Origin of the sequence: Nonomuraea sp. NPDC046570, from assembly GCF_040645915.1 — a bacterium.
Lineage (GTDB): Bacteria > Actinomycetota > Actinomycetes > Streptosporangiales > Streptosporangiaceae > Nonomuraea.
The window spans coordinates 33,998-54,073 of record NZ_JBEYZF010000024.1 but is presented as its reverse complement, the minus strand read 5'-3'; the positions used below and the strand labels follow the sequence as shown (position 1 = coordinate 54,073).

21 protein-coding genes and 1 CRISPR repeat array are annotated in these 20,076 nt (G+C 66.9%); of the genes, 13 read left to right on the top strand and 8 right to left on the bottom strand.

The features are described 5' to 3' along the window. Positions 1 to 112: 112 nt before the first annotated feature. From ABZ911_RS30560 to ABZ911_RS30540, 5 genes are all read right to left on the bottom strand, one after another. Entirely contained in the window at positions 113 to 1,702 is a 1,590-nt protein-coding gene (locus ABZ911_RS30560; RefSeq protein WP_358063519.1) for an ISL3 family transposase, read from the bottom strand. Positions 1,703 to 2,764: 1,062 nt separating this feature from the next. Then, on the bottom strand, positions 2,765 to 3,070 hold the full coding sequence (locus ABZ911_RS30555) for a hypothetical protein (protein WP_358063516.1): 306 nt from the start codon (positions 3,068 to 3,070) through the stop codon (positions 2,765 to 2,767). A gap of 30 nt (positions 3,071 to 3,100) precedes the next feature. Further along, a complete protein-coding gene (locus ABZ911_RS30550; protein WP_358063513.1) occupies positions 3,101 to 3,301 on the bottom strand; it encodes a hypothetical protein in 201 nt (66 codons plus the stop codon). Positions 3,302 to 3,368: 67 nt separating this feature from the next. Continuing rightward, positions 3,369 to 3,578, bottom strand: coding sequence for a hypothetical protein (locus ABZ911_RS30545; protein ID WP_358063510.1), 210 nt, complete (start codon positions 3,576 to 3,578; stop codon positions 3,369 to 3,371). Positions 3,579 to 3,639: 61 nt separating this feature from the next. Further along, the gene (locus ABZ911_RS30540; protein ID WP_358063507.1) at positions 3,640 to 4,128 is read right to left on the bottom strand and encodes an ATP-binding protein; all 489 of its coding nucleotides are present in this window, start codon (positions 4,126 to 4,128) and stop codon (positions 3,640 to 3,642) included. Between the two features lie 246 nt (positions 4,129 to 4,374). On the opposite strand from ABZ911_RS30540, the gene ABZ911_RS30535 reads away from it, so the two are divergent. Then, entirely contained in the window at positions 4,375 to 5,202 is an 828-nt protein-coding gene (locus ABZ911_RS30535) for a helix-turn-helix transcriptional regulator (RefSeq protein ID WP_358063504.1), read from the top strand. After that, entirely contained in the window at positions 5,193 to 5,405 is a 213-nt protein-coding gene (locus tag ABZ911_RS30530; RefSeq protein ID WP_358063501.1) for a DUF397 domain-containing protein, read from the top strand. Before ABZ911_RS30535 ends, ABZ911_RS30530 begins: the two co-directional genes overlap by 10 nt. Positions 5,406 to 5,889: 484 nt before the next feature. Here ABZ911_RS30530 and ABZ911_RS30525 read toward each other — a convergent pair whose 3' ends face one another. Beyond that, positions 5,890 to 6,438 carry an ISAs1 family transposase gene (locus tag ABZ911_RS30525; RefSeq protein WP_358063498.1) on the bottom strand — a complete coding sequence of 183 codons (549 nt, stop codon included), beginning with the start codon at positions 6,436 to 6,438 and terminating at the stop codon, positions 5,890 to 5,892. Positions 6,439 to 6,459: 21 nt separating this feature from the next. On the opposite strand from ABZ911_RS30525, the gene ABZ911_RS30520 reads away from it, so the two are divergent. Continuing rightward, the gene (locus ABZ911_RS30520) at positions 6,460 to 6,648 is read left to right on the top strand and encodes a hypothetical protein (RefSeq protein WP_358063495.1); all 189 of its coding nucleotides are present in this window, start codon (positions 6,460 to 6,462) and stop codon (positions 6,646 to 6,648) included. 122 nt (positions 6,649 to 6,770) lie between these two features. Then, positions 6,771 to 7,388, top strand: a complete 618-nt coding sequence (locus ABZ911_RS30515) for a site-specific integrase (protein WP_358063492.1) — start codon at positions 6,771 to 6,773, stop codon at positions 7,386 to 7,388. Between the two features lie 145 nt (positions 7,389 to 7,533). On the opposite strand, the gene ABZ911_RS30510 is transcribed toward ABZ911_RS30515, so the two are convergent. Continuing rightward, a complete protein-coding gene (locus tag ABZ911_RS30510) occupies positions 7,534 to 8,442 on the bottom strand; it encodes an NAD(P)-binding domain-containing protein (protein ID WP_358063489.1) in 909 nt (302 codons plus the stop codon). Between the two features lie 59 nt (positions 8,443 to 8,501). On the opposite strand from ABZ911_RS30510, the gene ABZ911_RS30505 reads away from it, so the two are divergent. The 4 genes from ABZ911_RS30505 to ABZ911_RS30490 all read left to right on the top strand — a co-directional run bounded on the left by ABZ911_RS30505 (position 8,502) and on the right by ABZ911_RS30490 (position 11,027). Further along, positions 8,502 to 8,903, top strand: coding sequence for a MerR family transcriptional regulator (locus tag ABZ911_RS30505; RefSeq protein ID WP_358063486.1), 402 nt, complete (start codon positions 8,502 to 8,504; stop codon positions 8,901 to 8,903). A 142-nt stretch (positions 8,904 to 9,045) separates the two neighbouring features. Then, the gene (locus tag ABZ911_RS30500) at positions 9,046 to 9,300 is read left to right on the top strand and encodes a hypothetical protein (RefSeq protein ID WP_358063483.1); all 255 of its coding nucleotides are present in this window, start codon (positions 9,046 to 9,048) and stop codon (positions 9,298 to 9,300) included. A gap of 297 nt (positions 9,301 to 9,597) precedes the next feature. Continuing rightward, positions 9,598 to 9,774: a hypothetical protein gene (locus tag ABZ911_RS30495; protein ID WP_358063480.1), complete on the top strand. Its 177-nt coding sequence runs from the start codon at positions 9,598 to 9,600 to the stop codon at positions 9,772 to 9,774. A gap of 179 nt (positions 9,775 to 9,953) precedes the next feature. After that, a complete protein-coding gene (locus ABZ911_RS30490; protein ID WP_358063477.1) occupies positions 9,954 to 11,027 on the top strand; it encodes an ISAs1 family transposase in 1,074 nt (357 codons plus the stop codon). 121 nt (positions 11,028 to 11,148) lie between these two features. Beyond that, a CRISPR array of direct repeats spans positions 11,149 to 12,760; the repeat unit is 30 nt; unit sequence GTCCTCATCGCCCCTGCGAGGGGTCACAAC. Positions 12,761 to 12,971: 211 nt separating this feature from the next. On the opposite strand, the gene ABZ911_RS30485 is transcribed toward ABZ911_RS30490, so the two are convergent. Beyond that, on the bottom strand, positions 12,972 to 13,190 hold the full coding sequence (locus ABZ911_RS30485; RefSeq protein ID WP_358063475.1) for a hypothetical protein: 219 nt from the start codon (positions 13,188 to 13,190) through the stop codon (positions 12,972 to 12,974). Positions 13,191 to 13,812: 622 nt separating this feature from the next. Between ABZ911_RS30485 and ABZ911_RS30480 the strand changes: the two genes are divergently transcribed. Genes ABZ911_RS30480 through cas3 form a run of 5 tightly spaced genes read left to right on the top strand, consistent with a single transcriptional unit; the run spans position 13,813 to position 20,069 of the window. Further along, on the top strand, positions 13,813 to 14,556 hold the full coding sequence (locus ABZ911_RS30480) for a CRISPR-associated endoribonuclease Cas6 (protein ID WP_358063472.1): 744 nt from the start codon (positions 13,813 to 13,815) through the stop codon (positions 14,554 to 14,556). After that, entirely contained in the window at positions 14,553 to 15,968 is a 1,416-nt protein-coding gene (locus ABZ911_RS30475) for a hypothetical protein (protein WP_358063469.1), read from the top strand. The genes ABZ911_RS30480 and ABZ911_RS30475 overlap by 4 nt, the downstream gene beginning before the upstream one ends. Continuing rightward, complete coding sequence (gene cas7i, locus ABZ911_RS30470; RefSeq protein WP_358063466.1) at positions 15,965 to 16,990, top strand: type I-B CRISPR-associated protein Cas7/Cst2/DevR; 1,026 nt, start codon at positions 15,965 to 15,967, stop codon at positions 16,988 to 16,990. The genes ABZ911_RS30475 and cas7i overlap by 4 nt, the downstream gene beginning before the upstream one ends. After that, positions 16,987 to 17,652: a CRISPR-associated protein Cas5 gene (gene cas5 / locus ABZ911_RS30465; protein ID WP_358063463.1), complete on the top strand. Its 666-nt coding sequence runs from the start codon at positions 16,987 to 16,989 to the stop codon at positions 17,650 to 17,652. Before cas7i ends, cas5 begins: the two co-directional genes overlap by 4 nt. Then, positions 17,649 to 20,069: a CRISPR-associated helicase Cas3' gene (cas3, locus tag ABZ911_RS30460; protein WP_358063460.1), complete on the top strand. Its 2,421-nt coding sequence runs from the start codon at positions 17,649 to 17,651 to the stop codon at positions 20,067 to 20,069. Before cas5 ends, cas3 begins: the two co-directional genes overlap by 4 nt. Positions 20,070 to 20,076 lie beyond the last annotated feature (7 nt).

Here is a 20,076-nt window from a genome sequence, read left to right as displayed (position 1 = left end):
AGCCGAGCGCAATCCATGCTGGCGCTCAGGGAACTTGACTTCGGAATTGTCGACGACACGTGAAAACTGGATCTGGCCCACATCTCGTGACCGTTACGACCCCCTGTGAGCCTCACGTGGTGAGGAGCACGCGTTTGCGGAGCAGGTCGAATGCGGCCCGGCCGTAGGTCTGCCGCTTGAGCATCTTGACGCGGTTGACGTTTCCCTCCACGGCGCCGGAGCTGTGCGGGAGAGTCAGCGCGTTAAGGACGGCGGCGTGGTCGTGGCGCAGCCCGCAGGTGAAGGAGCGCAGGTAGGGCAGGTTGTCGGCGTCGACCTTCGTCATCCAGTCCTCCAGCCGGTCGCCTTGGCGTTCAAGCAGCATCTCGGCGAAGCCCCGGACGTGGCCGGAGAGAGCATCGAGGTGAGGACAGTCGGCCAGCGCGTTCTTGAGCGCGATCTGGTCCTCGCCGTCCAGGTTGTCGGGATGGGTCATGATCCAGCAGACGAGGGTGCGGACCTTGGGCGGCTTGGCGACCGCGGGCGGCGCGGCTCCAGTCTCGCGGAACGGGGCCAGGTAGTCGCGGACCGAGCCGTAGCTGCCGCGATACCCCTGCACGGTGATCTCGCGGTGCAGGTCCAGGACGTTGGTGGCGCCATCGTTCCAGCGTTCATGCAGGTAAGGCTTGTAGGGATCGAGCCTGCTCGGCCTCCCGGCCAAGCTGGTGGCCAGGACGTCCTCGACGGCCTCGGCCCGATAGAACTTGCGGACGGTCTCCTTGGCCAGGCCGAGCTCCCGCATGATCGGCTTGATGCCCTTGCCTTCGGCCTTCAGCGCCTGAACCTGCCCATAGCGCTCACGGGTGCGCACCACGATCGCACTGGTCTCGGCGCGGGCCGCGGCCACCTCGGCGGCCAGTCGCTCCAGGTCGCGCGGTTCATCCGCTGCCCCAGGCGCGGGGACAAGGTCGGAGCGATGCAGGCAGTGGTGGTGCGCGGCCACCGTCTTCTCCACGTATTTGCCCAGGTTGTTCCATAGGTGCCAGCGGTCGGCGACCTGGATGGCGTCCGGTGCTCCCCGGCGAGCGCCCTCGGCGTAGGCGCCAGCTCGGTCCCGGCAGATCACTTCGACGCCCGGGTGCGCTCGCAGCCAGGCGGCCAGGGTCGCGGCCTCACGGTCGGGCAACAGGTCAACCGGGTCATGAGTGTCCATATTGATCAAGATCGTTCCGTAGATATGGCCACGGCGCAGCGCGAAGTCGTCCACCCCGAGCACCGTGACCACGCCAACCTCGGGATCGGGCATCGCCCGGATCCGGCGCAGCAGCGTGCTGCGGCTGGTCAGCAGCCCGAGAACCTCGGCAAGGCGCGCACCAGCCCGACCCGCCAAGGCCAACGCAATCGCGTCCAGCATCTTCGTCAGCAACGGACTCCGCCGCGCGTATGGGCTGGTCAGACCATGGACCTGCTCGGCGAACGTCGTTGCCGGGCAGTGGGCGTTGTCACAGAAGAATCGGCGGCTCCTCGCCCGGATCAGTACCCGACGACCGCCGAGCGCCGCGTCAGCGAGCCGCCGCTCGTATTGACTATGGACACGAGTGGACATACTTCCGCATTTCCGGTACGAGGCGCATACGGCACTCGGGCGGACCCAGAGCGTCACATGCGCTGCGGTCACTTCCACGTGGTCCACGACGACGGCGGCGAGGTGAGGGAGGAGCACGTCAAGCCCAGGCTGGTCACACCCGAACCATGATCGCAGAGAACGACTCCATCCGGAGGGGTCGTAATGATCACGAGATGTGGGCCAGATCCAGAATTCGAGCGTCGTTGACATCGGCGGCTGCGCCAGACCATCGGAGTTGGCTGACCGGGTTCCACGCCGGTCAGCCGGAGGCGGCTGCTCTCCGCCGGGCGGGGGCTCGAGCAGCCACCGGGCCCCAGGGCGAGCGCGAGCCCTTGCGCGCAGTCACTCGTCTCCGGGGAGCCGCGGTTCCGGCATCGGCACCCGGGATCAGAAGGCAGGGTTTCGCTGCCGGACGTGTCAGGAGGTGGGCGGTCCCTCGCGTCGCGGCCCAGTCACCGCGACCTCGCACCAAAGCGAGGGACCGCCCCGGCGGCGATCAGAGGGAATGGGGGTTCCGTCGTGATCGTCACCGGATAGGGGTGGCTGACCGGACCTCCTCATAACTCCGGTCAGCCACCATGAGGTGACCGCGGCCGCGGCTGCGCCAGGCGCTCGCGGTCACCCAGTCTCGGGGATACACGGGGCGGGTCTGCGCCCCCGTTCCGTGGCTGCTCCCCGAGAAGCCCTGGCGTGCCTCACCGGCTCACCTCTGTACAGGGGGGCGGCCCCTCCCGTCGCGCTGGGCCGCGACGGTGCCCTCACCAGGTTGAGGGGCCGCCCCCTGGGTGACGATCGACTCAGGCGGGGGACCATCGTGATCGTCACCTCGGGCTGACCGCCGTGCCCGGCCAGCCGCCGGTGATCGCGTCCGCACCCACGCGTGCGCCTGCGGTCACCTCGGATTCGAGAAGACGCTGAGCGTGACAGCACACCCGCTCAGCAACTCCCCGAGAAGTCCTTTGGGGTGCCCTCACCCGGCTCCCCGGATGGCCGGGTGAGGGCGCTGCCAGCCACAGGTATCCCCTAGCGGGCTGTGGCTGACAGGGTCGGTGTCACCGGTCTGGCCGGTGCCGTTCGGTGGACGCGGATCCTGACGGGTCCCCGCCGCCGTCATGGGGTCGCGGGCGCTATCGGGTCGGTTCGCGCCGGGGGGCGGCGTCAAGCGGCCTGGTGGGCGGCCGGGGTCAGCACGTGGCCGATGCGTTCGGCAGCGGTGGTCATGTCGCTGACCGGGGTGATCTGTTCGGCCCACGACCACCAAAAGCTCCACTCGCCTTCCAGCGGCGCAGCCGTGATCACCTCGCACAGCAAGGCGCAATCAGGATTGATGACCCGCAGACGCGGCAGTTGTCCGGGCTGGGTGAGCAGCCGGGTATGCAGGCCCTGCTTCTGCAGCATGCTCTGCAGGCTGCTGAGATGGGTGGCGGCCTGGTCGGCTACAGCGCTCGGGACGGCGGCGGACATGACGATCTCCCAATGGGTCGGCGTGGGCGGCTAGGCGGGGGGCCGATTGCGGCTGGCGGAACGTCGTGCGAGGTAGACGTTCCGCACCAGGGACACCACCGCGCCGAAGACGATGACGAGCACGGCTATTGACACCGGCCGGACCACACTGGCGGGGCCCAAGAGCACAAAGACGACAAACCAGGCGGTCAGCAGGACCGCCAGCGCGGGAATCACCTTGCCAAGGGACATGGAGACACCTTCCTTCGCGAAGGATGAGGGAAAGCAGAACGAGTGGTTGGACGGCGAGCCGAGGCGTTCAGCGGCCGAACAGGGAACGGCCGTTGAGTTCCCGGCGGCGAACCCGCCAGCGGTGCCCGAGCACGACGCCCACGAACACGCTCGGCCCGCCCACCAGCACTGCAACCGTCACCGGCACGGGGATGCTGTTTGGGGCGGCGGTGATCCAGCCGACGAAGGCGGCGGTGACGAACACCGGGATGAACATGAGCCGGTGATGGCGGCGCACGATGTCTCCGAATCCAGGCAGGCCAGTACGGACCGTAAACAAGGTGAACAAGGTCAGCCGGCTATAGAGGAGCGCAGTACAACTCCTCTAACTGAGCCGCAGTGGGATGGCGGTCCAGGTGACACCACACGTGGCGGTATCCGCTGCCGGGCATCCGGTAGCTTCCCCACCGGCCGCGCGACAGATTCTCCACGATCGCCAGCCCCCTCCCGTTCTCGGAGTGCAGGTTCGGCGCCTGCAGCGGGATGCGGGCGGGCGTCGAGCAGCGTGACCCTGGGTCGGTCACCGCTAGCCGGAGAACAATCGTGTCCTGAGACAGCTTGAGCGTGATCTCGCCAGGGCCGTCACCGGTGCCGGTGGCGTCGGCGTACTTGACGGCGTTGGTGACCAGCTCCGATGCAGCCAGGATGACGATCTCCCGTGCTGTGTGGGCTCCGCCCAACCACGTAGTGATCGCTTCCCGAGCCAGATACGGCGCCCGAGTGCTGCACGCCAACTGGATTGTGCCGAGTTCCTCGAACTTCGTCGGTGGGGGTATGTAGTAGATCACCGGATTTGCCTCGCTATTTCCAGATCATCGGCTGCTTCCTTTATGCGAAGAACGCGAGCAGCGTCTAACACGCCTTCTCGCCATTCGTGCGGCTGGTGGTGTAATCCAACCTGGCCTGAAGAGACCATCTCAGAAAACCCCTGCATGTGGGGCCTAAGGCAAAGCACTTCCCAGGCACTAACCAGGTGTGCTAATACACATGCCCTGTGCGTTTCTCGTGTGCCATCGGGAAGGAGGCGTTCTGCCTTGGCAAGCACCGAATCGGAACCCGCAATAAAAGCACCCAGAGCGGAATTCGGATTTCATCTTCGCGAATACCGCATAATTGCAGGCAAGCGACAAAAGGAGCTCGCTGCCATGCTCGGCTGGTCAGTGTCGAAGATCAGCATGGTCGAGCGCGGAGAACGCCGGGCCGACGAAGACTTCGCCCGCGCCGCCGACACCGCACTTGGCGCAGGCGGCGGGCTGCTGACACGCTGGCGAGAGACCGTCGAGCATGCTGGACGATTCTCCATCTGGCTGGCTCAACTGGTCGAGATCGAGCAGCGGGCGGACATGCTCCGTGCTTGGGAGCCGTTGATCATCCCCGGCATGCTTCAAACGGAGCAGTACGCCCGCGCCATCTTCCGAGGCCGGCCGGGAATCACACCTGACCTCATCGAGCAAAGCGTGGCTGCGCGGATAGATCGCCAGCGCATCCTGGAGCGGGAGAATGGTCCTAAGCTATGGGTAGTGCTGGACGAAGGAGTCCTCACCCGGCCCATCGGGAGTGAGGAGGTCATGGCTGAGCAACTCGCGCATCTCGCCGCGACGGACGATCATCCGCGTATCCATATCCATGTCCTCCCTCAAAACGCGTGGCTCACGACTGGTTTGCAAGGTGCCTTCATGTTGGCCGGCGGTCCGGAGATGCCGGACACGGCCTACATCGAGTCGATCACACTGAGCCAGATCACCGCTGACCCCAGCCGGGTCCTAGACATCAAGTCGAGGTATGAGATGTTGCACGGTGACGCCCTGCCCCGAAGGGCATCACTCCAGTTGATCGAGGAGAAAGCCAAGCGATGGAAGTGACCAACGAGGATCTGGACCGCGCCGTCTGGCGTAAGGCCACACGCTCTGGCGACGACGGCAATTGCCTTGAAGTGGCCACCCTGCCCGGAGGCCGGGTCGGCATTCGTGACACCGAAGCCCCCGGCCAGGCCCCCTACGTCGTCTCAGCATCAGTATGGGCGGCGTTCATAGACGGCGCCAAAAAGGGCGAGTTTGATTTCTGACCCCCAACCGGCAACAGCGAGGAGGGGGTCTGGGCAGGTCCGGGCCCTCTTCTCCTGCCTGAATGACTAGTCGGATGTCCTTCCCCTCGACCGGTCAGGATTTCACCTGCTCAAACTGCTCAGCGAGCTGCAGCCGGACTGCCGGACCCGTTCGGCTTGGATTGGCCGGACGGCGACGTCGACCTCGATCTCCTCTGGCCGCTCCTGCGTCCGCTGCTGGCGCTGCGGTTTGCGGTCCCCCGTCTCGATCTGCCCTCTGTGCTGCCTGCTATCGCTTGATCCAGACGGATTCGTGGCACTGCCGGAACCCGTCGCGGGTGACGCACATCTTGAAGACATCGATCTGGGATCCCTCCCTCACAGCGCGTGGGTCGAGTTCATCGGGAAGATGGTGGATATATGGACCTCACGGCCGAGCTGAAGATGGCGGCCTGGGCGCAAGGCGACATGTTCGACGGGCAATGGCGGCACGGCCGTTCCAAGATCATGAAGAGAGTCCGAGGATGGTGAATGGCCGGCTCATGTAGCGGCAGGCCCAGCGGGTGGCTTCGGTGATGTCGGTGCGTCCGGCCAGGCGTAAGGCGCCGATAGCGAGGTTGCGCAGGGAGGCCAGGACCCGGGGTCCGGAGCGGGTGCGGACGCGGGAGTGGTCTTCGCGATAGAGGGTGTCGCGGATCCAGTGCAAGACCTCGATTCCCCAGTGCTCGCGGTTGTAGCGGGCCAGGTCGGCGGGGGTGGCCAGGGAGTCGTCGGGGCTGGCGACGCCGAGCTGGGCGACGGCGGAGATTGGGGTTCCGTCACGGCCGGTGACGTGGCGCTCGATCAGCCAGACCTGGCTGACGTGCGGGAACGGCAGGTCGGGTGGGGCGGGGAGGACGTGGATGGTGCGGGTGGTGATCCGGCCGTGGCCGACCTCGGTGCTGGTGTGGGCTATCTCGGTGTCGCGCCAGGGCAGCGCGTCCAGGGCATCGAACAGCGCCCCGCGGTTTTCCTTGACCGGGAAGACGAAGTGACCGCCTCGGGCGCGGATCACGTTCGCGGTGGCCTTGACCGTGTGCAGCGCGTCGGCGAGCCGGGCCGGCCCAAGGCCGTGCGCGCCGCCTTCGACCTGTCCTACCAGAGGCTGGCGGACGCCAAGCCGGAGCAGGCCAGACTGTTTCGGCTGCTGCCGACCGCTCCGGGCCCGGACCTGTCCATCAGCGCCGCGGCTGTCCTCGACGGCCGCCCCGAATCCGCGGGCTGATTTCGCCCTGGCGGCGGTAGATGGTCGTACCCAGGTCGTGGCGGGGTACGACGCCCCGATCGTTTCCCGCTTGGACCAAGCGGCTGGCGGTCCCCGACTCCGAGACCCCGGCGCGCTCCAGGATGGAGATCGACCGGCTGATCGCGCGCCGCGAGGTCGGGCTTCGGGAGAAGACGCTGTACCAGATGCTGTACGAGACTGCCGGGCGCGCTGAGGAGATCCTGGGCGTCAACGTCGAGGACCTGGACTTCGCCGGCCGCCGGTGCCGAGTGAAGGCCAAGGGCGCCCGCGCCAAGACCCGCCGTCGCGGCCAGGCCCGCGAGGATGTGGTGCTGGAGACGGTGTACTGGGATGCCGGCACTGCCCGGCTCTTGCCGCGCTTGCTCAAGGGCCGCGCCCGGGGCCCGGTGTTCCTCACCCACCGCCGCCCCGGGCCGGGCAAGGTGGTCTCCGCGCGCGATGTCTGTCTCGACACTGGGTTTGCTCGCCTGTCGTACGGTCAGGCCCGCGCGCTGCTGGACGCTCACACCGCACTCGGCGGGCCTGGCACAGGGTGGGACCTGCACGAGATGCGGCATTCGGCCCTCACCCACCTGGGTGAGGGTGGTGCGAGCCTGCTGATGCTGATGGCCAAGTCGCGTCACAAGAAGACCGAGAATGTGCGCCGCTACTTCCATCCTTCGCCGGAGGCGATCGCCGAGCTCACCAGCCTGCTGGGGCCCGGCGACCGGTTCCGGTGAGCTACCGGTCAAGACCAGTGAGAACCGTGATCCGCGTGCGGCGTCAGGGTTCATGCACTGGCCGGACATGCTGCGGGTGGTGGCTCCCTGGCCACCGATCAGGTAAGGGCCTACGAACTGCTGCCGATGTTCGGCCGCACGGCTCTCAGGGGGTCTCGGCGCCAGGGTTTTTGAGAATCTCGAACAGGGCGAAATAGTTTTCGGTGCCGTGCCCCTGGGCGATCGCTTGTTCGGCGAGTTGCTTCATCAGTTGCGGCTGGGCGGGGTGGACGCCCTGCTCGACGCTGGTGCGGGCGATGTGTTCAAGGGCGTTCAAGTTCATCTGCATGGTCCCCTGGTCGCCGGGGTAGGCGCCCTTGTCCAGGTTCGGTGCTTGTTCGGCGAGGCTGGCGGGGTCCAGCACCACGGGCATGAACCAGCCGAGCGCGATCTCGGCGAACTCGGCCGCGGGCACGCCGGCCGAGTCGGTCAGGGCGGCGGCGTGCAGGAATCCGTTGAGGGTCGCGTACATCATGCCGAGCAGTGCCGTGTTGAACAGCACCGCCAGGCCCGGGTCGGCGCCGAGGTGGCGGGGGTCACCCAGGTCGGCCAGAATCTCCCGGTGCCGGTCCAGGACGTCGCGGGCTCCGCTGTACAGCAGAACCGATCCGTCGTACCCGATGAGGGGCGGCGGCACCATGATCGCGCCATCGAGGTAGTCGAGGTCGCGCTCGGCCGCCCAGACGGCGGCCGTGCGGGCTTCCGCAGGGGTTCCGGAGTTGAGGTTCACCAGCGCGTGTCCGCTGAGCGCGCCGGCGGATTCGAAGACTTGGTACATGGTCGCGTAATCGTTGAGGCACACGATCGTGACCGGGCTCGCTGCCACGGCGCCGGCGACGGTGGCCGCGCGGTGTGCTCCCTCGGCTACCAGGCCGTCGGCCTTGCCGGGGGTACGGTTCCAGACCGTCAAGGATCGGCCCTTGCCAAGAAGGGTGTGTGCCAACGCCGAACCCATCGGCCCCAGGCCGATGACGGTGACCGCGGTGTCGCGGGCGGATGAATGCTGATCTGTCATGCCGGATAGGTTGGACCCTCACGTCGGTGTGAGAGTCAACTGGAAGTGGCGGTCGTCACATGCGGATCGGAGAATTGTCCCGGCTCACCGGCGCCAGCGTGCGTTCGCTGCGTTACTACGAGGAACAGGGCCTGCTCCGGCCGCTGCGACACCCCAGCGGCTATCGCGAGTATCGGCAGCAGGACGCGGCCACAGTGCGGGGCATCCGCCTCATGCTCGCCGCCGGCCTCAACACCGCCACGATCAGCGAGTTGCTGCCCTGCATGACCGACGACGGCGAGGCGCTGGCACCCTCCTGCGCCGGGATGCTTCCCGACCTGCACCGCGAACGGGAACGGCTCAGCAACGCCGCGGCCGACCTCCTGGCCGCGCGCGACCGACTGGACACCCTCATCCAGACCACCTCACAACTCGATCCCGCCGACCCATCGGAATGCGACGCGGTAACCGCACCCCGATAGGCGCGCCTTCGCGCGAGGCGCCAGTGACCGTGACCCAGCCTGGATCGCGCATTTCAGTCAGGCGGAACTCGCCGGAGAGGGCGGCTCGTGCTGGCGCCGCGTTGGGGAACACCGGCGCGCAGTAGCCAGCTCCAACCAGGCTATGGACAGCTTCGGCGGGGGATACCTGCGCTCGGTACAGCTCACCCGCATCAGCGCCGCAGAGTCCTACCTCGCGATGGGGGAGTTGGAGGGCGCGCTGGTCAGCGCCCGCCAGGCCCTTCCTGTGCTCAAGGAACTGACCTCCACCCGCGCCAAGGGCAAGATTCTCAGCTTCGCCAAGCACCTGCAGCTTCACCGTGACACCCGCGAGGTCAGAGAGTTCGACGCCTACCTGCACGCCGAACTGGCCAGCTGACCTCCCGCCAAGACCGAGCGTGTGATCACGAGAAGGTCTCATCCATGAGAGGCGTTCAGGGGAAGCCACTACGGACGGATCAGTCAGCGGGAACGACCTGGCCTGTCTCTGACCGAAGATGGCTTAACCGGCATGTGAACCGACAGCCGGTCAACTCGGGCGCGGCGGCCTGGAACGGCCTTACGGGAAGGTCTTCTCTTGACCGTCCCGGTGCGACGCGCCCGGAATCGCGCGTGATCCGTGTTCAGCAGCCGCAGAGCAAATCTGCGTCTTCTCCTCACTCGGAATCCTGCCGTCGTGTCCGCCATGTCCGCCACCACCGCTATCGTCAGCGGCGCTGACGAGCACCAGCTCGCCGCTGACGGGGCGGGCGTGGACATGAGCGACCTTCGCCAGGTGTGGGCGCAGATCCCTGACCCTCGTGACCCGCGTGGACGCCGTCATCCACTCGCGGTGATCCTGGGCCTGGTCTAGGCCGTGCTCGTGTCCGGCGCGACCAGCTACGCGGCGATCCGGCAATGGATCGCCTGCGCGCCGCAGGAGGTGTTGGCCCAGCTCGGCGGCTCGCCACGATCAGCGGACCGGCGTCTTCACCGCTCCGCACCCCGATACTGTGTGCCGGACGTTCGCCCAGGTCAACGCGGCGGCAGTGGATGCCGCCCTACGCCGCGCACCGCGCTGGCCAGCTGCACGACTTCTACGACGATCCTGATGAGCTGATCCCGATGACCGTGGAGGGCAAGACCTCGCGCGGCAGCGCCACCACCGGCCGGTCTGCCCGACACCGCCTCGGCGTGCTGCTGGCCGAGGACGGTGGCATGGTCGCCACCTGTGATGTCAGCGCCAAGAGCAACGAGATCACCGCTTTCGCGTCGCTGCTGGACCAGATCGGCTGCCTGACGAACGTCGTGATCACGGCCGATCGGCTCCACTGCCAGCGCGAACACACCCGTTACCTGCATCGGCGCGACGCCTTCTACGTCTTCCACGTCGGCGGCAACCAGCCGAAACTGTTCGACCAGCTGGATGCCCTGGCCTGGAAGGACGTCCCCATCGAGTGGACCACCTACGACCGCGGCCACGGTCGCACCGAGATCCGCACCATCCAGGTCCTGCCCGCCCCGCCTGGCATCCGCTTCCCGCGAGCCCGGGAGGTCTTCCTGCTCGAACGCTACGTCTACGACCCGGCGTGGATGCTCGGCGTCACCAGCCTGCCCGCCGACCTGGCAGGACCGCGCCGTCTCGCGGAGCTGGTGAGAGGTGAGTGGTCGATTGAAAATCAAGATCATTACGTTCGGGACGCCACTCTCGGCGAGGACCGCTGCCGGATCCGCACCGCCTCCGCCCCGTCCATCCTCGCGACGATGAGAAGCTATGCGCTCGGCGCGCTACGCCTGCTCAACCACACCAACATCGCCGAAGGCATCCGCTGGGCCCGCGACGACTTCCGTCAGTCCTGCCGTTGTGAGCTTCTGGATCGATGCTTGCTCTGGAAGGAACGCCACCTGCGGCAAGCTCTGCGCGAGTATGAGGAGTTCTACAACCAGCATCGAGCCCATCAAGTCTTGGCGCAGGGGGCTCCACTACGCGCCGTCCCGGATCCCATCACCGATCTGGCCGGAATCGTCGACCTGAACGTACGCCGACGAGATCGGCTGGGCGGAGTCCTCTCGCGTAGGGAGCGACCGAACCTGAATCCACGGATATCCTTTAGCTCCGCTCCTTGATCTCTTCATAGCGGCACATGTCAGCGACACGCCGGGCTTTCCCGCACAACCGGAGGTCTGCTGAAAACCGGCCCCCGAGCCCGTCGGCTCCACCGCCGCCGACCAGCGGCTTTACCTTGGGGTCCTCATCGCCCCTGCGAGGGGTCACAACGTGGGCAGGTCTTGGAGGACATCCACCACTGCGTGTCCTCATCGCCCCTGCGAGGGGTCACAACTCGCCAAAAATCTTGATCCTTACCACCTTTGATCTGGAGTCCTCATCGCCCCTGCGAGGGGTCACAACAGGTGTGTGGTGGCCCCGGTAGGGCCTGAGGTGGGCGTCCTCATCGCCCCTGCGAGGGGTCACAACTCAAGGGCCAGGGCGGCGGCAAGATCTGTTTCGGAGTGGAGTCCTCATCGCCCCTGCGAGGGGTCACAACAGGTAGACGACCTTGGCGACGCGGAGGGTGCGGCCGTCCTCATCGCCCCTGCGAGGGGTCACAACACGTCCCCTGACACGTGTTGCACTGATACAGAGTCCTCATCGCCCCTGCGAGGGGTCACAACTACTAGTCACTTTCCGTCCTTTCCATTAGGCGCACCACGTCCTCATCGCCCCTGCGAGGGGTCACAACACGACGACTCCTGGCTTGGTGCTGGAGTAGTCGGGGGTCCTCATCGCCCCTGCGAGGGGTCACAACATCAGGTACGGTCGCCGGCCAAGCGCGGCCTGCCGGGGTCCTCATCGCCCCTGCGAGGGGTCACAACTACACCATGCTCAGCGCGCGGGCTACCTGCTCGTACGTCCTCATCGCCCCTGCGAGGGGTCACAACCCCTCGGCCACGGCCCCGCCGACACCGTCGGCGAGTCCTCATCGCCCCTGCGAGGGGTCACAACGCCAAGCTACGTCCGTTCAGGACGCAGTACGTCAGGTCCTCATCGCCCCTGCGAGGGGTCACAACAGCTGCCCGCCGAGCAGGACGCGGAGGTCGCCGTCGGTCCTCATCGCCCCTGCGAGGGGTCACAACCCGGCGTGCAGGGCCCGCCACAGGGACAGGTGGGCTCGTCCTCATCGCCCCTGCGAGGGGTCACAACCAGCCCACATGAGGTCGAGCCCTGCCCCGTGGTCGAGTCCTCATCGCCCCTGCGAGGGGTCGCAACACCACGTGACCAAGGACAAGGAGGGTCGCGGCCGTCGTCCTCATCGCCCCTGCGAGGGGTCACAACATGCCTGGACCACGCCGAAGGGGAAGCGCGTCACGGAGGTCCTCATCGCCCCTGCGAGGGGTCACAACGCGACCTTCTGCAGGGTGTCGGGGTTGGCCATGTGAGTCCTCATCGCCCCTGCGAGGGGTCACAACTCTTTGCGGGTCTTGGTGCCGATCGACATTCCGCCGTCCTCATCGCCCCTGCGAGGGGTCACAACTCGTAGCGGTGGCCGCGTAGCTCGTGGCGGTGAGTCGTCCTCATCGCCCCTGCGAGGGGTCGCAACACCTGCTCCAACATGCCGCCGGTTCCGGACCAGAAGGTCCTCATCGCCCTGCGAGGGGTCACAACGTGGCCAGGTTGTAGCAGGCTGACGCGCGGGCATAGGGTTCTCATCGCCCCTGGAGGGGTCACAACACGAGCGTCGTGTCCGCGTGCTGCGCCGCCACGCCTGTCCTCATCGCCCCTGCGAGGGGTCACAACAGCCCTGCCTACGCTGAACACCATGCGAGAGCAGGTTCTCATCGCCCCTGCGAGGGGTCGCAACTGCGGCCGGATCAGGGAGCACATCCAGGCGATGAGAAATCTCGCGATGGATTCAGGCGATGCGGGTAGGCGGGCGCGCTATCTGATCCGCGACCGGGACGGGAGGTTCCCCGCCCTCGTGGAGGAGATCCTCGCTGCGGCAGGGTATCCAGACTTTGCTCACCGGTATCTGGATCCCGGGGATGAACTCGGTCATGGAGAGGTGGGTGCGGTCATGCCGCGGAGAGCTGCTCGACCGCTGCTTGCTGTGGAACGAACGCCACCTGCGTCATGCCCTGCGCGGGTACGAGCGGTTCTACAACCAGCATCGAGCCCACCAGGCCTTTGGCCAGGCGGCTCCGCTGCGCGCCGTCCCAACCGGGATCGCCGATCCAGAGCGAATCGTCGACCTGAACATAAGCCGACGAGACCAACTTGGCGGACTCCTCCATGAATACTCATATGCAGCTTGTACTGCGCGGATGAGATTTTCGGCAGGCACACAGCCACCGAATCCACCGCAGAGTCATCCTCGGCGCCCTCATCAACGAGTATCAGATCGCCAGCTAACGCCACCCAGAACCGGTAGGTCAGAGGCCGAATCCTGTAATTGAGCCTCACCGGATCACGCGTCGCAAGGTACTCGGCGGGCTGATCAACAAGTACCACCGAGCCGCATAGACGTTTGGAAGAACTGCACCTCAAACCCTATGCAATGAGATTTAATGCGGTACAGCCTAGGGCTCGAACCCGGCATTTACGGACTAAAACCCCTCAAGGGGCGATGAGGGTCAGGTTCCCATGTCTTTCACGAGGAGAACCAGTCTGTTGCGACCCCAGGGGTCATCAATGAGCCCAGGGAATAACTGCACGTCATCATAGCAACGTCGCCCGCCTGAGGCTTTTGTCATGGTTGCTGAATATGGGTCGAGACTCGTTCTTCTCGATTTCATGGCATTCATTGGATTGTTGCGTTAGCGTGAGCGTCGTTACGCAGGAGTGCATGGCGGTCACTGTTCCAGATACCGCTGACATTTCTGGCTTGGGCATGGCGAGCGACTGGGGAGGGGCAGGGTGCGGGTGCTGGTGGATATCCATACGGAAGCGCGGGAGCTGGCCTGGGCTTCGGTGGTACGGCCAGGAAGAGCGCTGGTGTATTCGCTGCTGGATCGTGAGGCTCCTGAGCTGGGGGCGGAGATCCATGCCCAGGGCCTGAAGCCGTACGGCATGGTGCCGTTCGGCTACTCGGCTCCGGTTTTTCCCCGAGCGGAGCGGCGTCGTGGGGTCTACGCGCTGGGCGGGCCTGGGGCGTGGGAGCTGGGCAGTCCGGTGCCGGAAGTTGTGGAAGCCCTCGGGTCGGCGCTTGCGGGTGTGCCGGTTCTGGCGTGGGGGGCCACGGCGTTCTTCGTGGATGAGGTCCGCGTGCTGGAGGCGCCGTCGTTCCCCTCTGGCCAGGCTGTCTTCCGCACAAGTACGCCTGTGGTGGTGAAGGGGGCCGGGGTGGGGGCCTCGGGGGTGCGCGAGACGCGGCAGGACTGGTTGCTGCCGGGGGAGCCGGGGTGGGATCTGGCGTTCGAGCGCAACCTGCGGCGCAAAGCCGAGACTCTGGGGCTGGATTCCGATGTCGTCCTGGAGTGCGTCACCTGGGTCGGGCCCAAGCGGTCGTTCGCCGTCGCAGGCAGTACTGGTGCGGGTGGAAGTAAGCCGGGCGCCTGTGTGGAGGTGACGATCAGCGCCGATCCCGAGGTGCTGCGGGCCTTGTGGAGCTGGGGTTTGGGACAGGCCAACAGCGCCGGCTTCGGATGGGTGGGTGTATGACCCGCACCGACGACGTGGAGCAGGCACGGCTGGTGCTGACGGCGCACCCGCTGCAGCGGATCGGCGCGCATGCCGTGGCTGCGCTGGCCGGCGATCTGGTGCCGGATGAGCTACCGGCCGAGGACTTCGAGCGGGTGGTGAAGACGATGACGCGGGATGCCACCCGGGCCGCTCTGGTACGGGACAGCAAGACCGCCGAGGGGTTCTGGCTCAAGGTGAGCTATTCCGTGACGCCGAACTCGCCGATGAACCATCCGAGCAACGGCAAGAAGCCCGATGGCGTCATCAAGGCGCGGGTGGGGGAGTGGCAGAGCGCGTCTGGAGACGGTGCAAGCCCAGATGTTGACTGCATTCTGTGCGGACGTCCGGCGATCGGGTATTTCGGGAAAGTCGATGTTCCCCTGGCTGAGAGCGACGCCTACCGCAACAGCACACCGCGTGGACATGAAGGTATGGCCTTGTGCCGGCCGTGCTTGGTGAGTTTCCACGCTCTTCCTTATGGCAGCCATCTGACGGGCGGCGCCTCGTACGCGCTGCATAGCTGGGACGCGGGGTTCATGCGAAGGACCGTCCACCGCCAGGTGGACCGCAATTCGATCATCGCTGAGACCGGCAAAGTCGCCGAGGGCTACGCGGCGGTCCGTGAGGTGGTGGCCTTGCGGGCGCTGCGCGAACACAGCAGGCCACTCATCGCCGGGGTGGAATTGCTGGTCTTCAACAACAACAACCGAGGCCAGTCCCTGGAGGTCCATTCGCTGGACCAGCCGCTCGCTGAGTGGCTGCGCCTGACTCTTCGCCCGGCGAACAGGAAGGGTTTCGCATTCCTGGTGAGGGCCCATGTCACGGCCTACTCGGCCGGAGTCGTGGTGCTGGCCCGCAACGCTTTCGCTGAGCCGGCGCGCCTGTTCACCACCGCGGTCCGCCACCTGGGACGGGTCCTCTCCCTTCCCGACCACGACCGTGAGCAGGCGGCCTCCGCTTCGCACCTGCTCTATTCCTTCGTCACCGAGGTGATGCAGATGAACGAGAAGGATCTCACCGAGATCAGAACCGCCGCGCACAAGGTCGCGGGCCTGCTGAGCAGGCAGGAGACCGGGGGAAAGCTCAACGGCCTGCGTGCCTCCATGCGGGACCCCCGCAAGATGCGGGCATGGTTGATCAAGCACAGCCTGGAGTGGGCGATCCAGCCGCCGGGGAAAGCCGAGGGCCCCCTGGTGACCGAGCGGGCGTTCGTCCTGCTGTTCGGCCCCGGCCAGGACAACCCCGCCTGGTTCCACCGCGACGTTTTCCTCTTCGGCGTGCTGGAGGAGCTGTCTCAGCTCGGCTGGCGCTCCAAGAACGCCGAGGAGGACCTGGAAGAGATCGAGAACACCACCGACGCCAACTTCGTCAACGAGGAGGAAGAACAGTGAGCTACCTGGCCGGAAAGATCGTCCTCGACATCGTCGCGGGTGCGCCCAACAACGGCGAGGGCGAGGACAACATCGGCAAGGTCAAGCAGTTGCGGGTGGGCCGGGACGTCTACCCGTACGTGTCGGCACAGGCGGTGCGCCGCTGGCTGCGTGACTCCCTCCCGCGAGACGAGCCCCGTTCCGGGGTGACCCGTTCGGGTTCGGGCAAGAAGCAGCAGGCCCACACCGAAGGCCGCCCGGACCGCTACATGGACGACGATCTGTTCGGCTACATGGTCGCGTTGAGCAAGCAGAACTACCAGCGTGACACCGTGCTGGCCACCGGCACTTTCGTGTCCCTCACCCCACAGCGGCCCACCGGCGACTTCGGGACGATGAGCCGGGACTTCCCCGCCGGCGAGCACCCCGTCATCCACCAGCACGAGCTGTATAGCGCGGTCTTGGCCGCCGACGTACTGCTAGACGTCCCGCGGGTGGGCGTGTTCGAGACCGACGGCAGCGGCCTACGGGTCGCACTCAGCCCGGCCACCGCGCAGGAGGCCGAGGCTGAAGGCTCCACCCGGACGGTGCTGCGCGGCATCGACGCGCTGCGTCTGCCGCAGGAAGAGCGCCGCCGCCGGGTCGCGGTCCTGCTGGAGAGCCTGGCGAAGCTGCGAGGCGGCGCCAAGCAGTCGCTGCACTACGGCGACCGCACCCCTGCACTGGTGCTGCTGGCACCGGTGAAGGGTGGGGTCAACCCTTTCACCCGAGTGGTGGGCGCTCGCGACGGCAGGCCCGCATTCGACTCCGACGTGCTGCGTGAGGAGATCAGCGCCTGGGCCGATGAACTGGACGGGCCAGTCCGGCTGGGGTGGGCACCGGGATTCCTCAAGGACCAGCGCGACAAGGCAGTGCGGGAGCTGAAGGACCTCATCGAGGATCGCAAGGTGGCCATCGAGCACCCCCGCGTCATGCTGACCGGCCTTGCGTGCGAAGTCCGGCAAGGCGACCACGACGGCTGGTTCGAGGACCCGGTGGCATGACCGCCACGAAATCCACCGCGCTGGAGGCGACAGTCACCGCGCCTGTCGCCTCCTTCCGCAACCCGCTGTACGCGGGCGTGCAGGTCACCTTGCCGTGCCCGTCACCGGCGACCGTCGGAGGGCTGCTGGCCGGTGCCGCCGGGAGATGGGACGCTGTCGACCCGAGGCTGCGTTTCGCGATGGCGTTCCGGTCGGGCGGAAAGAACATCGACTACGAGACCTACCATCCGCTGGACGCCTCCGGGAAGAAGGCATCTCCCACTCCCCGGCATCGCGAATTCCTGGCCGGAGCCGTTCTGACATTGTGGCTGCCTGAGGACACCGACATCTGGTGGCGGAGGCTACGCCGCCCGGTGTGGCCGCTGCGCCTAGGTCGTAGCCAGGACCTCGTGGGTATCTCGCTCCGTTTGGTGCACCTCACCCCCGAGCCTGGGGAACTGCGATCCGCGATCGTTCCCGACGAGGCCGGGGTGCCCGGGGGGACGCCGCTGCGGCTGCCGACGGCCATCGGTCCCCGTCGGGACCGGACGAAGTGGGATACCTACCGATACGACTCCTCCGGCCTCAGCCAGACCCTGGTCCCGGGGAGCCGATCGACCGAGGACGGGCAGGCAGTGGCGCTGCTACCTGTTTGCCACCCTGACACCGTCACCTGGCGGTGACACCGGTGGAACTGGCATCCGTTCGTGCCAAGAGCAGCCGGGACGGCCGTCCTCCAGAGCCGCTCACCGATCACCTGGTCGCGACCCGCGCGGCAGCCCGTCAGCTCTCGCACCGAGTGGGAACGCTCCCGTGCCTCGACGACGGTCTCAGGCCGTTGTTCTGGACGGCTGTCGAACTCGCCGCCCTCACCCACGACGGCGGAAAGCTTCCCACCGGCTTCCAGGACATGCTCGCAGGACGGATACGGGTGTGGGGAGAACGGCACGAGGTCTTGTCCCTGGGTTTCCTGCCGTCCCTCATCCACGACCCTGACCTGCTGCGATGGGTGGCCACCGCGGTGGCCACCCATCACCGGCCTCTGTACGGCGAGCCCGGCCGTGACCTGATGGGCCTGTACGGCGACTGCGACGTGGCCGAGCTGCGGAAGAGGATCGGGCCGATCCCCCCGCGGGCCGTCCCCGAGCTGGAGGAATGGTTCCGCCACACGGCGCAGGCGGAAGGCTTGCCCATGGCCGACCCGCCGCGGGCGCAGCTGGACACCGCTACCTTGCTGGAGACCGCGTACGGCTTACTCGGCGCGGTGCTGGAGCAATGGGAAGAGCGGGTCGCACCCGATCGCGGGCTCACCGCCGTTCTCTTGCAGGGAGCCGTCACTCTGGCCGACCACCTGTCGTCCGCGCACGGGTGGCTGTCCCTCACCCAGCCCCTGGACGGCTCGTTCCGCACGCTCCTCGATCGGAGATTCGCCGATCAGGGCAGAACGCTGCGCCCTCACCAGGTGCGCGCCGAGACACGACGGGGCCATCTGCTGCTGCGGGCACCGACCGGCAGCGGCAAGACCGAGGCCGTCCTGCTGTGGGCGGCCACTCAGGTCACTGACCTGGCCCAGGAGACCGGCGGAGTGCCGAGAGTCTTCTTCGTCCTGCCCTACCTGTCGTCCATCAACGCGATGGCCGACCGCCTCCAAGACCTCTTCCAAGCTCCCGGCACCGTCGGGGTCGCGCACTCCAAGGCCGCCTCCTACCATCTGGCCGCGTCGATCGCTCCCGAGGACGGTGACGAGACCGACCAGGACAACGACCCTTGTCGCGTCGACGCCGCCACCAAGGCCGTCTCCCGCGCCGCCGCCACCAAGCTGTTCCACGAGAGCGTCCGGGTCGCCACCCCCTACCAGCTGCTGCGCGCCGCTCTGGCAGGCCCCGCCCACTCCGGCATTCTCATCGACGCGGCCAACTCCGTCTTCGTCCTCGATGAACTCCACGTCTACGATCCCCAACGGCTCGGCTGCATCCTTGCCTCCGCCCGCCTTTGGGAACGCCTCGGCGGACGCATCGCCGTCGTCTCGGCCACCCTCCCCGACGTGCTGTCCGACCTGTTCACTCAGACGCTCACCCACCCCGTCCATCTCGTGGACGCCGAAGGCCTCGATCTGCCACCCCGCCATCGCCTCCGTACCAGGGACCACCACCTCACCGACCCGTCGGCGCTCACTGAGATCCGCTCCCGCCTAACCCGAGACGCGTCCGTCCTGGTGGTGGCCAACAACGTCGCCCAAGCGTTGGAGTTGTTCGAAGAACTCGCCCCTGACGTCGAGGAACGATACGGCGAGGGCTCCGCGCTGCTACTGCACTCTCGTTTCCGCCGGGGGGACCGCAACGGCATCGAGCAGAACATCAGAGACAGGTTCGGCACCGACCTGCGGAACCGGCGTCCAGGGCTCCTGGTCGCGACACAATGCGTAGAGGTCAGCCTGGACCTGGACTTCGACGTGCTCCTGACAGCGGCGGCCCCCCTGGAAGCCCTGCTCCAGCGATTCGGCCGCGTCAACCGCCTCGCCGCCCGGCTCCCCGCCGACGTCATCGTCCACCACCCCTGCTGGACAACCCGCCGCAACGCACCAGGCGCCGACTACGCAGACGGAATCTACCCCCGCGAACCTGTCGAAACTGCCTGGCAGCTCTTGGCCGCCCACGCCGACGCTGTCGTCGACGAGGCCAACGCCACCGCCTGGCTCAACCACATCTACGCCACCACCTGGGGAGCCTCCTGGCGTGAGGAAGTCCGCGACTACTGTGAGGCCTTCACCCGCAGGCTCCTCACCTTCCGTCGGCCCTTCGACTCCCGCTCCGAGCTCACCGCTGTCTTCGACGAACTCTTCGACGGCACCGAAGCGATCCTCGCCAACGACCGGGACGCCTACGCCGACGCCCTGGCCCAAGCCTCAGGACAGCCCAAAGCCGGTCGTCTGCTGGCCGACGAATACCTGATCCCCATGCCCTACTGGGCCGGTCGCCTCAGCGGCTACGACAAGAAACTCCAGGTCCGCATCATCGACGGTGACTATGACCCCCAGCTGGGCCTGCGCGCCGTCCGCGGCCCCGCCCAGTCCACCTACCATCCGGGGGAGGTCTTGTGATCGAGGC